Source organism: Paracoccus versutus (assembly GCF_000763885.1).
GTDB lineage: Bacteria > Pseudomonadota > Alphaproteobacteria > Rhodobacterales > Rhodobacteraceae > Paracoccus > Paracoccus versutus.
The window spans coordinates 37614-49786 of the sequence record NZ_JRKO01000002.1 but is presented as its reverse complement, the minus strand read 5'-3'; the positions used below and the strand labels follow the sequence as shown (position 1 = coordinate 49786).

At 68.6% G+C, this 12173-nt stretch carries 13 protein-coding genes; 6 read left to right on the top strand and 7 right to left on the bottom strand.

Translation table 11 applies throughout. The features are described 5' to 3' along the window. Positions 1-232: 232 nt before the first annotated feature. From carB to IT40_RS01315, 4 genes are all read right to left on the bottom strand, one after another. Complete coding sequence (carB, locus tag IT40_RS01330; protein WP_036749514.1) at positions 233-3565, bottom strand: carbamoyl-phosphate synthase large subunit; 3333 nt, start codon at positions 3563-3565, stop codon at positions 233-235. A 190-nt stretch (positions 3566-3755) separates the two neighbouring features. Then, positions 3756-4280, bottom strand: coding sequence for a TIGR00645 family protein (locus IT40_RS01325; RefSeq protein ID WP_036749511.1), 525 nt, complete (start codon positions 4278-4280; stop codon positions 3756-3758). A 134-nt stretch (positions 4281-4414) separates the two neighbouring features. After that, entirely contained in the window at positions 4415-4777 is a 363-nt protein-coding gene (locus tag IT40_RS01320; RefSeq protein WP_024843277.1) for a cell division protein ZapA, read from the bottom strand. Between the two features lie 3 nt (positions 4778-4780). Then, positions 4781-5341 carry a hypothetical protein gene (locus IT40_RS01315; RefSeq protein ID WP_052095668.1) on the bottom strand — a complete coding sequence of 187 codons (561 nt, stop codon included), beginning with the start codon at positions 5339-5341 and terminating at the stop codon, positions 4781-4783. A gap of 190 nt (positions 5342-5531) precedes the next feature. Here IT40_RS01315 and hisB point away from each other — a divergent pair, with 190 nt between their 5' ends. Together hisB and hisH are read left to right on the top strand one after the other, a co-directional pair. After that, the gene (hisB, locus tag IT40_RS01310; protein WP_036749509.1) at positions 5532-6119 is read left to right on the top strand and encodes an imidazoleglycerol-phosphate dehydratase HisB; all 588 of its coding nucleotides are present in this window, start codon (positions 5532-5534) and stop codon (positions 6117-6119) included. After that, positions 6119-6748 carry an imidazole glycerol phosphate synthase subunit HisH gene (hisH, locus tag IT40_RS01305; RefSeq protein ID WP_036749507.1) on the top strand — a complete coding sequence of 210 codons (630 nt, stop codon included), beginning with the start codon at positions 6119-6121 and terminating at the stop codon, positions 6746-6748. Before hisB ends, hisH begins: the two co-directional genes overlap by 1 nt. Before the next feature lie 111 nt (positions 6749-6859). On the opposite strand, the gene IT40_RS01300 is transcribed toward hisH, so the two are convergent. Then, positions 6860-7246, bottom strand: a complete 387-nt coding sequence (locus IT40_RS01300; protein ID WP_036749504.1) for a DUF2147 domain-containing protein — start codon at positions 7244-7246, stop codon at positions 6860-6862. A 159-nt stretch (positions 7247-7405) separates the two neighbouring features. Here IT40_RS01300 and hisA point away from each other — a divergent pair, with 159 nt between their 5' ends. From hisA to IT40_RS01280, 4 genes are read left to right on the top strand one after another with little or no spacing between them, the layout of a single operon-like run. Further along, entirely contained in the window at positions 7406-8122 is a 717-nt protein-coding gene (gene hisA / locus IT40_RS01295) for a 1-(5-phosphoribosyl)-5-[(5-phosphoribosylamino)methylideneamino]imidazole-4-carboxamide isomerase (RefSeq protein WP_036749502.1), read from the top strand. 27 nt (positions 8123-8149) lie between these two features. Beyond that, positions 8150-8911 (top strand): imidazole glycerol phosphate synthase subunit HisF, encoded by a 762-nt coding sequence (gene hisF / locus IT40_RS01290; protein ID WP_036749499.1) that lies wholly within the window; start codon positions 8150-8152, stop codon positions 8909-8911. Then, positions 8908-9234 carry a phosphoribosyl-ATP diphosphatase gene (locus IT40_RS01285; protein ID WP_036749496.1) on the top strand — a complete coding sequence of 109 codons (327 nt, stop codon included), beginning with the start codon at positions 8908-8910 and terminating at the stop codon, positions 9232-9234. The genes hisF and IT40_RS01285 overlap by 4 nt, the downstream gene beginning before the upstream one ends. Before the next feature lie 4 nt (positions 9235-9238). Further along, positions 9239-9739, top strand: a complete 501-nt coding sequence (locus IT40_RS01280) for an MgtC/SapB family protein (RefSeq protein WP_036749493.1) — start codon at positions 9239-9241, stop codon at positions 9737-9739. On the opposite strand, the gene rnd is transcribed toward IT40_RS01280, so the two are convergent. Both rnd and tgt read right to left on the bottom strand, forming a co-directional pair. Next, complete coding sequence (gene rnd, locus IT40_RS01275) at positions 9736-10908, bottom strand: ribonuclease D (protein WP_036749739.1); 1173 nt, start codon at positions 10906-10908, stop codon at positions 9736-9738. The two genes, IT40_RS01280 and rnd, sit on opposite strands and share 4 nt — an antisense overlap. Positions 10909-11032: 124 nt before the next feature. Beyond that, the gene (tgt, locus tag IT40_RS01270) at positions 11033-12163 is read right to left on the bottom strand and encodes a tRNA guanosine(34) transglycosylase Tgt (RefSeq protein WP_036749491.1); all 1131 of its coding nucleotides are present in this window, start codon (positions 12161-12163) and stop codon (positions 11033-11035) included. Positions 12164-12173: the final 10 nt, after the last annotated feature.

The window sequence follows — 12173 nt, the reverse complement described above, 5'->3', positions numbered from 1 at the left end:
CGCCACCGCATGATTGCAGGCGGGGCGCCTGACGAGTTTCAGCGGATCGCCCTCGGCGGCGCCGATGAAAGCGCCGGCCGGTTCGCCCTTGCGGATCGTGGCGTTGCGGAACCGGATCGGTCCCCCCGTTCAGCCGTCGCATTTTCCCGGCGGGTCGCCAGCCTTCCATGCCTTGCCGGCCGGGACCGGGGCGCGGAATCACCCCGACCTCCTCCAACCGGCCAGATCGGTCCTAGGCCTGAAGCGACCTCACCCCGACTTCACCTTCGCCGCGCGACTTGATCGCCGCGACGGCGGCGATGCTGCCGGCCGCGGTGGTGTAATAGGGGATCTTGTCGTTCAGCGCGACCGCACGGATCTCGCGCGAATCAGCGATGGCCTGGGCGCCCTCGGTGGTGTTCAGCACCATGGCGATCTCGCCGTTCTTCAGCCGGTCCACGATGTTCGGGCGGCCCTCGTAGACCTTGTTCACCAATTCGGTCTCGACCCCCGCGCCGCGGAGGAACTCGGCCGTGCCGCGGGTCGCGACCAGCTTGAAGCCCATGGCGGTCAGCTCGCGCGCAGCCTCGGCCAGATCGGCGGTCTTGTCGGCGTCGCGGACCGAGACGAAGACCAGCCCGCCTTCGGGCAGCTGCGTCCCCGCCCCCATCTGCGCCTTGAGGAAGGCGCGCGGGAAGCTGCGGTCCCAGCCCATGACCTCGCCGGTCGAGCGCATTTCCGGGCCAAGCAGCGTATCGACGCCGGGGAAGCGGGCGAAGGGCAGCACCGCCTCCTTGACCGAGAACCAGGGCGTGTTGGGATCGGCCAGCGTCAGCGGATCGGCAAAGGGCAGCGGATCGTCGGGGCCGACGCCCTCGGGATAGGCCGCGCGGGCGGGGAAGTTCGACATCGGCTCGCCCGCCATCAACCGCGCGGCGATGGACGCAATCGCGCTGTCGGTGGCCTTGGCGACGAAGGGCACGGTGCGTGAGGCGCGCGGGTTCACTTCCAGCACATAGATCGCGCCGTCCTTCAGCGCGAATTGCACGTTCATCAGCCCGACGACGTTCAGCGCGCGGGCCATCGCCTCGGTCTGGACCTTCAGCTCGGCGATGGTGGCGGCGTCCAGCGTATGCGGCGGCAGCGAGCAGGCCGAGTCGCCGGAATGGACGCCCGCTTCCTCGATATGCTCCATGATGCCGGCGACATGCACGGTCTTGCCGTCGGACAGCGCATCGACATCGACCTCGATGGCGCCCGAGAGATAGCTGTCCAGAAGCACCGGGCTGTCGCCGGAAACCTGCACCGCCTCGCGGATATAGCGGTTGAGCTGGTCCATGTCGCGCACGATCTCCATCGCGCGGCCGCCCAGCACATAGGACGGACGGATGACCAGCGGGAAGCCGATGCGCTGCGCGATCTCGATGGCCTCGGCGTCGGAATGGGCGATGCCGTTGATCGGCTGCTTCAGCCCCAGGTCGTTGAGCAGCTTCTGGAAGCGCTCGCGGTCCTCGGCCAGGTCGATGGCGTCGGGCGTGGTGCCGAGGATCGGGATGCCCTCCTCCTCCAGCGCATTGGCCAGCTTCAGCGGCGTCTGGCCGCCGAACTGGACGATGACGCCGTGCAGCGTGCCGTTCTCCTGCTCGACCGCCAGGATCTCCAGCACATGCTCCAGGGTCAGCGGCTCGAAATACAGCCGGTCCGAGGTATCGTAATCGGTCGAGACCGTCTCGGGGTTGCAGTTGACCATGATCGTCTCGTAGCCGGCCTTGGTCAGCGCGAAACAGGCATGGCAGCAGCAATAGTCGAACTCGATGCCCTGGCCGATGCGGTTCGGGCCGCCGCCCAGGATCACCACCTTCTTGCGGTCGCTGGGCCGGGCCTCGTTCTCGACATCGCCCATCGCCGGGGCCTCGTAGGTCGAATACATATAGGGGGTCTGGGCCTCGAACTCGGCCGCGCAGGTGTCGATGCGCTTGAAGACCGGGTGCAGGTCATGGGCGCGGCGGGCCTGGCGAACCTCGGCCTCGGCCTTGCCGGCAAGCTTCGCCAGCCGCGCATCGGTAAAGCCCATCATCTTCAGCCGCCGCAGGCCCTCGGCATCCTCGGGCAGGCCCTGGGCGCACAGCTCGGCCTCGGCATCGACGATCTCGCGCAGCCGGGCCAGGAACCAGGGGTCGAAGCTGGTCGCGTGCTGGATCTCGTCGTCGGAAAGCCCGTGGCGCATGGCCTGGGCGATCAGGCGCAGCCGGTCGGGGGTCTGCTGGCTGATCGCCTTGACGACGGCCGCCTTGTCGGGCGCGCCGGGGATATCGATGTCGTCAAGCCCGGTCAGCCCGTTCTCCATCGAGGTCAGCGCCTTTTGCAGCGATTCGTGGAAGGTGCGGCCGACGGCCATGACCTCGCCCACGGATTTCATCGCCGTGGTCAGCTCGGGCTTGGAACCGGGGAACTTCTCGAAGGCGAAGCGCGGGATCTTGGTCACGACATAGTCGATCGAGGGCTCGAAGCTGGCCGGGGTGACGCGGGTGATGTCGTTGTCCAGTTCGTCCAGCGTATAGCCGACGGCCAGCTTGGCGGCGATCTTGGCGATGGGGAAGCCCGTGGCCTTGGACGCCAGCGCCGAGGAGCGCGAGACCCGCGGGTTCATCTCGATCACCACCATGCGGCCGTCGCGCGGATTGATCGCCCATTGCACGTTCGAGCCGCCGGTCTCGACCCCGATCTCGCGCAGCACGGCGATCGAGCCGTTGCGCATGCGCTGGTATTCGCGGTCGGTCAGGGTCAGCGCCGGGGCGACGGTGATCGAATCGCCGGTATGCACGCCCATCGGATCGACGTTCTCGATGGAACAGACGATGATGGCATTGTCGGCGCGGTCGCGCACGACCTCCATCTCGTATTCCTTCCAGCCCAGCAGGCTCTCGTCCACCAGCACCTGCGCCACCGGAGAGGCTTCCAGCCCCGAGCGCACGATGCGCTCGTAATCGTCGCGGTTATAGGCGACGCCGCCGCCGGTGCCGCCCAGGGTGAAGGCGGGGCGGATGATGGCGGGCAGGCCGATCTCCTCCAGCGCCTCCATGGCCATCGAGACCCCGGCCGCGATGTCGTATTTGCCGTTCGGATGCTTGGGCGCGGCGACGATGGTGGCGCGCGGGTTCTCCAGCCCGATGCGGTCCATGGCCTCGCGGAACAGCTTGCGGTCCTCGGCCATCTCGATGGCGGCGCGCTGCGCGCCGATCAGCTCGACGCCGTAGCGGTTCAGCACGCCCATGTCGGCCAGCGCCAGGGCGGTGTTCAGCCCGGTCTGCCCGCCCATGGTCGGCAGCAGCGCGTCCGGCCGCTCCTTGGCGATGATCTTTTCCACCACCTCGGGGGTGATCGGCTCGATATAGGTCGCATCCGCCATCTCGGGATCGGTCATGATCGTGGCGGGGTTCGAGTTGACCAGGATGACCCGGTAGCCTTCCTCCCGCAGCGCCTTGCAGGCCTGGGCGCCGGAATAGTCGAATTCGCAGGCCTGGCCGATGACGATGGGACCGGCACCGATGATCAGGATGGATTTGATATCGGTTCTCTTCGGCATGACGGTCCCTCGGGCTGGCGGCTGATAAATCGTCCGGGGTTATAGCCATGGCGGGCAAAGTCGCAAGGGTCCGCGCCGCCCGCCCGGCCAAAAATCCGCCAAAGCGAAAAGGGGCGCCGCCGATCATGCGCCGCCCCTGCCCTTCTTCGTTCCCCAAATACTCATGCGACCGCGCAGCCGGCACAAGGGCTCAGGCCTGGGACGCCTTGGCCTTCTTCAGCGTCTTGCCGTGGCTCGCGATCCAGTCCATCGCCGCCAGCAGCACGCCCGAGATCACGAAGACCAGGTGGATCACCACCATCCAGCGGATCTGCTCGGGGGCGTATTTGCCGACATCCATGAACACCTTCAGCAGGTGGATGCCCGAGATCGCCACGATCGAGGCCACCAGCTTCAGCTTCAGCGCCGAGAAATCCACCTCGCCCTGCCACTCCGGCCGGTCCTCGTGTTCGCTCAGGTCCATGCGGCTGACGAAATTCTCGTAGCCCGAGAATATCACGATCAGCAGGAGGTTCGCCGCCAGGCTCAGGTCGATCAGCGCCAGCACCCCCAGCACCGCATCGTTGACCGTCATCACCGGCAGGATGCCGATCAGATGCCAAAGCTCCAGCGCAAAGACCCAAAGCAGGATGAGCAGAGACAGCGCCAGACCGACATAGATCGGCGCCATCATCCAGCGGCTGGCGAAAAGGCTGCGTTCGAGAAGGCGTTCCATGAATGCTCCTGAATGGATGGTCGGCCCGCGCTATACAGCCAGGACCGCACCGGCCAAAAGGGGGCACGGGCGCGCACCCCGCAGCCCGCCCCTTCACGGTTTTGCAAATACTCCGGGATCGGCGGCGCCGGCACTCAGTCCGCCAGCTGGTCCTCGGCCTTCTGCGCCAGGGCCTCGGCCCGCGCGGCCAGTTCCGCCATGGCCTCGCCCAGGCTCTCGGGCACCACCGGCACCTCGACGCGCTGCGGGTTGGCCTTCAGCCGCGCCAGCTCGCGCTCCAGCGAGGCCAGGCGATCCTCCAGCGCCGAGGTGCGGTCGGCCAGCATCAGCCCCGACAGCAGCAAAAGCCGCGGCTCGGGCATCCGGCCGGCCTGTTCCAGAATCACCCGCGCCTCGGCATCCAGCAGGCCGGCGGCGCGCTTGAGCAGCCGCTCCTCGCCCTCCTGGCAGGCCAGGGTATAGGACTTGTGCCCGATCGAGAAATCCACTTCCGCCATGGTTCAACCCCTTCCCTCGTCCAGCGCCGCATCGGCATGCTCGGCCGTGTCCGGCGCCGGCGCCGTCTCCGAAACGCCCGCCGCGGGGGCGGGGGCCTCGATCATGCGGTCCAGCGCATCGACGATCTCGCCCATCTGCGCGACCTCGGCCGCGCGGGCGGCGCGCAGCGATTCGACCTCGGCCTCCAGCGCGCGGCGGGCCTCGTCCTGCGCGCCGTCCCCCTGCTGCGCCGCGATCAGGGCGCGGTTGGCCTCGGCCAGCGCCTCGTTGGCGGCCGAAAGCCGCGCGGCCTCCTCCCCGGCCTCGACCAAGCGCCGATGCGCCTCGGCCAGCCTCTGCTCGCAGTCCGAAAGCGTGACGGACTGGTGCTCGTGCAGGGCGGCAAGCTCTTGCGAAAGGCGGCGGTTTTCGGCCTGAAGCTCGTGCAGCTGCGAGGCGGCCTCCGCATTCGCCGGGACGGGCTGCGGGGCATGCCGCGACGCGGCGGTACGGTCCAGGAACTGGTCGATGCGGTCCAGGGCCGCGATCAGCCGTTTTTCACTGACGTTCAGATCATCTCTCATCGGCCAGGATCCTTTCGGGTCGCTTGTCCTTCGGGGCTCGCCCACCACTTTTCGCATTGCACCGGCCATATGACAAGGACGGGCGGGACGCGGCGGGGTTTTCTCGCCGGGCCTGCGGCGCCGCATCGGCTTTTCAGCCGCCGGATCGGACCCTATAAGGCGGCAAGCCTGCATGATGGAGAGAGACGCGATGCGCCGCGCAAAGATCACCCGCGAGACGGCCGAGACGCAGATCGAGGTCGAACTGGACCTCGACGGCAGCGGCCGCTACGACAACCGGACCGGCGTCGGGTTCTTCGACCACATGCTGGACCAGCTGGCCCGGCATTCGCTGATCGACCTAACCGTGCGGGCCAGGGGAGACCTGCATATCGACGACCACCACACGGTCGAGGATACCGGCATCGCCATCGGCCAGGCGCTGACGCAGGCGCTAGGCGACAAGCGGGGCATCCGCCGCTATGGCGCCTTCCACCTGGCGATGGACGATGCGCTGGTGCGCGCGGCGCTGGATCTGTCGGCGCGGCCCTATCTGGTCTGGAACGTGGATTTCCCGGCGCAGAAGATCGGCAGCTTCGACACCGAGTTGGTGCGGGAATTCTTCCAGGCGCTTGCGACCCATGGCGGGATCACGCTGCATGTCGACCGGCTGCACGGGCTCAACGCCCATCACATCGCCGAGGCGGCCTTCAAGGCCGTCGCCCGCGCCCTGCGCGAGGCGGTCGAGCCCGACCCGCGCATGGCGGGCGTGCTGCCCTCGACCAAGGGCGCGCTGTGATGCGGGTGGCGCTGGTCGATTACGACAGCGGCAACCTGCATTCGGCCGAAAAGGCCTTTGCGCTGATGGGGCGCGAGGCGGGGGCCGAGGTGGTGGTGACATCCGACCCGGCCGAGGTCGCGCGCGCCGATCGCATCGTGCTGCCGGGCGACGGCGCCTTTCCGGCCTGCCGGGCGGCGCTCGACGCCGTGCCGGGCATGGTCGAGGCGCTGCACGAGGCGGTGATCGCCCGCGCCGTGCCCTTCATGGGCATCTGCGTCGGCATGCAGATGCTGGCCGAGATCGGGCACGAATATCGCGACACCGCGGGGCTGGGCTGGATCGGCGGCGAGATCGAGGCGATCCGGGCGCCCGGCCTGAAAGTGCCGCATATGGGCTGGAACGACCTCAGGGTGCTGCGCCCGCACCCGCTGCTCGACGGGATCGCGACGGGCGACCATGCCTATTTCGTGCATGGCTGGCAGTTCCGGGTCGCCGATCCCGCGCATCTGCTGGCGACCGCCGATTACGGCGGACCGGTGACGGCGGTGGTCGGGCGGGACAACATCGTCGGCACCCAGTTCCACCCCGAGAAGTCGCAGGCCGTGGGGCTGCGCATCATCGGCAACTTCCTGCGCTGGCGCCCGTGACGGGCGGGGGCGGGGGCTCTGCCCCCCGCCTTTCAGGCCCCTCGACGGGGCCTGAAAGGCGTCCCCCGGAGTATTTGGAAAACGGAGAAAGCCGCAGCGGAAGCCGGGCGGCTATTTGACCCGCACCCATTGCTGCGTCTTGCAGAAGACCGCGACGCAGCCCGAGACGTTCAGCGTCTTGCCGTCGAGCTGCATCTTCGACTTGTAGGTCTTGTCGGCGCCGGGATCCCAGATCGTGCCGCCCGAGAACTTGCCGCCGCCCTCATCGGCCATGCCGGCGACGATGTTCTTGCCGTCATGGGGCGACTTGATCTGCTTGCCCGCCTTGTCGAAGCTTCTGACCAGCCGGCCGCAATACTTGCCGCCGCAGTCGTAGAACTCGACCATGCCGACATTGCCGTCGTCATTGGCCTGGGTCTGGAAGATGCCGCCGATGCCCTGGGCCTGCGCGGTGGCGCCCGCAAGCGCGAGCAGCGTGGCAAGAGCCAATGTCCTCATGGTGATTCCCCCCTCCCCAGGGTTATGGTCCGGGGCGCAGGATGGGCGCGCCCCGGGCCGCCGATCAAGCCTGACGTGAGGTCGCGGCCGGCGGATCCGGGGCCTTTCGGTCCGCCGCCGGCTGTGGCAAAGGGGCGCCACGCTATCAGGAGAGATGCGATGATCCTTTATCCCGCGATCGACCTCAAGGACGGCAATTGCGTGCGCCTGCTGCGCGGCGACATGGAGGCGGCGACCGTCTTCGGCTCGGACCCCGCCGCGCAGGCCCGCGCCTTCCAGGATGCCGGGGCGGAATGGCTGCATCTGGTCGACCTGAACGGCGCCTTCGCCGGCAAGCCGGTCAATGGCGCCGCGGTCGAGGCGATCCTGGCCGCCATCGACGTGCCCGCCCAGCTGGGCGGCGGCATCCGCGACATGGCCACCATCGAGGCCTGGCTGGAGCGCGGCCTGGCGCGGGTGATCCTGGGCACGGTGGCGGTCGAGCAGCCCGACCTGGTGCGCGAGGCGGCGATGGCTTTCCCCGGCAAGATCGCCGTCGGCATCGACGCCCGCAACGGCCGGGTCGCGACCCGCGGCTGGGCCGAGGAGACCGACGTGATGGCCGTCGACCTGGCGCATCGCTTCCAGGACGCGGGCGTTGCCGCGATCATCTATACCGACATCGACCGCGACGGCGCCATGGCCGGCCCCAACATCGCCGCGACCGAGGCCCTGGCGCGGGCGGTCAACATTCCGGTCATCGCCTCGGGCGGGGTTTCCTCGATGCAGGATCTGCTGGCGCTGCGCGCGACCGGGGTCATCGCCGGGGCGATCTCGGGCCGGGCGCTCTACGACGGCGCCATCGACCTTCATGCGGCGCTGAAGGCGCTGGCCTGAGCGCGCGGGGCGAGGTAACAAGGCATCATGCTGAAGACCCGTGTGATCCCCTGCCTGGATGTCGCCGATGGCCGCGTGGTCAAGGGCGTGAACTTCGTCGATCTCGTCGATGCCGGCGACCCGGTCGAGGCGGCGCGCGCCTATGACGCCGCCGGCGCGGACGAGATCTGTTTTCTCGACATCCATGCCACGCATGAGAATCGCGGCACCATGTACGACCTGGTGACGCGCACCGCCGAGGCCTGCTTCGTGCCGCTGACCGTGGGCGGCGGCGTGCGCAGCCACAAGGACGTGCGCGACCTGCTGCTGGCGGGCGCGGACAAGGTCAGCTTCAACTCGGCCGCCGTCGCCGACCCGAACGTGATCGCCGAGGCCGCCGACCGCTTCGGCAGCCAGTGCATCGTCTGCGCCATCGACGCCAAGACCGTGGCGCCGGGCAAGTGGGAGATCTTCACCCATGGCGGCCGCAAGCCCACCGGCATCGACGCCGTGGAGTTCGCCCGCACCGTCGCCGCCAGGGGCGCGGGCGAGATCCTGCTGACCAGCATGGACCGCGACGGCACCAAGTCGGGCTTCAACATCCCGCTGACCCGCGCCGTGGCCGATGCGGTCGGCATCCCGGTGATCGCCTCGGGCGGGGTCGGCATGCTGGAGCATCTGGCCGAGGGCGTGCTGGAGGGCCATGCCTCGGCGGTCCTGGCCGCCTCGATCTTCCATTTCGGCACCTTCACCATCCGCGAGGCCAAGGAGCATCTGGCCGCCGCCGGCATCCCGGTGCGGCTGACATGAGCGATCCCCTGCCCACCGGCCTGCACCGCCTGGCCGGGACAATCGCCGCGCGCAAGGGCGCCGATCCCGAAAGCAGCTGGACCGCCAAGCTGCTGGCCAAGGGCCCCGAGAAATGCGCCGAGAAATTCGGCGAAGAGGCCGTCGAGGCGATCATCGAGGCGGTCAAGGGCGACCGCGAGCGGCTGATTTCCGAGGCGGCCGATACGCTTTACCACCTGCTGGTCATGCTGGCGGCGCGCGACGTGACGCTTTCCGACGTGGAAAATGAACTCGACCGCCGCGAGGGGCGTTCGGGGATCGAGGAAAAAGCGTCTCGAAAGTGACAATATGCTGGACATGCTGGCGGGCGAGTTCTCGCGCCCCATGAGCCTGCCCGCCGGCGTGGTCGCCTTGCGGCTGACCATGGCGGTTCTGCTGGGCGGGGTGATCGGCTGGGAGCGCGAGGTGAAATCCCGCGCCGCCGGGCTGCGCACCCATATGCTGATCGCGCTGGCCGCGGCCTGCTTTACGCTGGTGGCGATGGAACTGGTCGATTTCAGCCCGGTGAACGAGCAGCAGCAGCGCACCGACCCCTTGCGGCTGATCGAGGCGGTGACGGCGGGCGTGGCCTTCCTGGCCGCGGGGTCCATCGTCATCAACAAGGGCAATGTGCGCGGCATCACCACCGGCGCCTCGATGTGGCTTTGCGGCGCCATCGGCCTGTGCTGCGGCACCGGCGACCTGCGCCTGGCGCTGATGGCCACCGCCATGGCCATGGTGGTGCTGTATCTGATCCGCGTCCTGGTCAGCCCCGCCGCCCGCGACGTGGCGGAGGGGGAAGAGGACTAGGGCGCGACCGGCACAACCTTGACCGCGCCGCCCTGCGCCGAAAGCGCGATCTCGCCGGCCGCCAGCCGCAGCGCGTCGCGGCCGAAAACCTCGGCACGCCAGCCCGACAGCGCCGGTAGGTCGCGCATGCCCGAGGCGATGGCGTCCAGATCCGAGGCCGAGGCGATCAGCCGCGGCGCCACCCCGGCCGCATCGGCCTTGGCCTTCAGCAGCACCCGCAGCAGCTCCGCCAGCGCGGCATTGCCCGGCCGGCCCGGCTCGTCGGGGGCGGGCTTGGGCAGATCCTTGGCCTCGACCCCGGCCTTGACGGCCGAAAGGATGCCATTGGCGATCTCGCCGCGGCGTGCGTCGCGCAGAAGCAGCCGCGACTTGGCCAGGTCGGCCTCGGACAGCGGCTTGGTCGAGGCCAGCTCGATCAGCGCGTCGTCCTTGAACACGCGGGCGCGCGGAATGTCGCGTTCCTGCGCATAGGTCTCGCGGAAACGCGCCAACTCGCGCACCACGGCCAGGAAGCGGGGCGAGCCGGAGCGGGTGCGCACCCGCTCCCACGCCTCTTCCGGGCGGGTGATGTAGGTTTCGGGGTTCAGAAGCACCGCGACCTCTTCGGCCAGCCAGGGCGCGCGCCCGGTCTTGTCGAGCTGGGTCGAGAGGAACTCGTAGATCGCCCGCAGATGCGTCACGTCGGCCAGCGCATAGGCCGCCTGCGCATCCGACAGCGGCCGGTGCGACCAGTCGGTAAAGCGCGACGACTTGTCCAGCGGCTGGCGCGCGATCTTCTTGACCAGCGTTTCGTAGCCGACCTGCTCGCCAAAGCCGCAGACCATGGCGGCGATCTGGGTGTCGAACAGCGGATCGGGCATCACGCCCGCGTCGTGGAAGAAGATCTCCAGATCCTGCCGCGCGGCATGGAATACCTTGACCGTCGCCTTGTGGCGGAAAAGGTCGTAGAGCGGCTCGAGCGACAGCCCCTCGACCAGCGGGTCGATCAGCACCGCCGAGCCCCCCGCCGCCTTCGCGGCCGAGGCCGGGGGCAGCGCGGCCTGGATCAGGCAAAGCCGGGAATAATAGGTCCGCTCGCGCAGGAATTCGGTGTCGAGCGTGACATAGGGCTGGGTCTTGGCCAGGGCGCAGAACTCGGCCAGTTCGGCCGTGGTGGTCAGGGTGCGGATCTCGGGCTTTTGATCGTTCGTTGCTTTTGCGGGCATAGGGTTCCTTCAGGGGGCGGTCCTTCCGCCGGCGATTCCCTTCGGGATTATCGAAGGTTCGCCGAAATTCAAGGCACGACCCGGCGTTTCAACGCGGTTCGATGTCGCCCTGTGCCCGCATTGCCTCGAATCGGGCAACGAACTTGGCCAGGGTTCCGCCCGCGATGGCGTCGCGCAGCCCGGCCATCAGCTCCTGGAAGTAATGCAGGTTGTGCCAGGTCAGCAGCATCCCCGAGATCATCTCACCGGCGCGGAAGACGTGATGCAGATAGGCGCGGCTGTAGCCGGTGCAGGCCGGGCAGCTGCAATCGGCGTCCAGCGGGCGCGGGTCGTCGGCATGGCGGGCGTTCTTGATGTTGACCTGCCCGCGCCGGGTCCAGGCCTGCCCCGTGCGCCCCGAGCGCGAGGGCAGCACGCAATCCATCATGTCCACCCCGCGAACCACCGCGCCGACGATGTCGTCGGGCTTGCCCACGCCCATCAGGTAGCGCGGCTTGTCCTGCGGCAAGAAGCCCGGCGCATAGTCCAACACGCCGAACATCGCCTCCTGCCCCTCGCCCACGGCGAGACCGCCGATGGCATAGCCGTCGAAGCCGATCGCCTTCAGCGCCTCGGCCGATTCCTCGCGCAATTCGCGGGTGACGCCGCCCTGCATGATGCCGAACAGCGCATGTCCCGGCCGGTCGCCGAAGGCGTCGCGGCTACGCTCGGCCCAACGCATCGACATGCGCATGGATTTCGCCACCTCCTCCTCGGTCGCGGGCAGCGCCGGGCATTCGTCGAAGGCCATGACGATGTCCGAGCCCAGCAGGCGCTGGATCTCCATGCTGGTCTCGGGCGAAAGGTGGTGCTTGGAGCCGTCGACATGGCTGGAGAAGGTCACGCCCTCTTCCGTCAGCTTGCGCAGGCCCGCCAGCGACATGACCTGGAAGCCGCCCGAATCGGTCAGGATCGGGCGCGGCCAGTTCATGAACTTGTGCAGCCCGCCCAGCCGGGCGATGCGTTCGGCGCCGGGGCGCAGCATCAGGTGATAGGTGTTGCCCAGCAGGATGTCGGCGCCGGTGGCGCGGACCGATTCGGGCAGCATCGCCTTGACCGTGGCGGCGGTGCCCACGGGCATGAAGGCGGGGGTGCGGATCTCGCCCCGCGGGGTCTGGATCACGCCGCTGCGGGCGCGGCCGTCGGTGGCGTGGACGGTGAATTGGAATCTGTCGCTCATGCCTGCGCAG

Excerpts from the sequence above, each read along its gene's own strand:
- IT40_RS01300 (WP_036749504.1), bottom strand. The coding sequence starts at position 7,246 with ATGAGGACATTGGCTCTTGCCACGCTGCTCGCGCTTGCGGGCGCCACC.
- IT40_RS01320 (WP_024843277.1), bottom strand. The coding sequence starts at position 4,777 with ATGGCGGAAGTGGATTTCTCGATCGGGCACAAGTCCTATACCCTGGCC.
- carB (WP_036749514.1), bottom strand. The coding sequence starts at position 3,565 with ATGCCGAAGAGAACCGATATCAAATCCATCCTGATCATCGGTGCCGGT.
- IT40_RS01285 (WP_036749496.1), top strand. The coding sequence starts at position 8,908 with ATGAGCGATCCCCTGCCCACCGGCCTGCACCGCCTGGCCGGGACAATC.
- hisB (WP_036749509.1), top strand. The coding sequence starts at position 5,532 with ATGCGCCGCGCAAAGATCACCCGCGAGACGGCCGAGACGCAGATCGAG.
- IT40_RS01315 (WP_052095668.1), bottom strand. The coding sequence starts at position 5,341 with ATGAGAGATGATCTGAACGTCAGTGAAAAACGGCTGATCGCGGCCCTG.
- IT40_RS01280 (WP_036749493.1), top strand. The coding sequence starts at position 9,239 with ATGCTGGACATGCTGGCGGGCGAGTTCTCGCGCCCCATGAGCCTGCCC.
- hisF (WP_036749499.1), top strand. The coding sequence starts at position 8,150 with ATGCTGAAGACCCGTGTGATCCCCTGCCTGGATGTCGCCGATGGCCGC.
- tgt (WP_036749491.1), bottom strand. The coding sequence starts at position 12,163 with ATGAGCGACAGATTCCAATTCACCGTCCACGCCACCGACGGCCGCGCC.
- IT40_RS01325 (WP_036749511.1), bottom strand. The coding sequence starts at position 4,280 with ATGGAACGCCTTCTCGAACGCAGCCTTTTCGCCAGCCGCTGGATGATG.
- hisH (WP_036749507.1), top strand. The coding sequence starts at position 6,119 with ATGCGGGTGGCGCTGGTCGATTACGACAGCGGCAACCTGCATTCGGCC.
- hisA (WP_036749502.1), top strand. The coding sequence starts at position 7,406 with ATGATCCTTTATCCCGCGATCGACCTCAAGGACGGCAATTGCGTGCGC.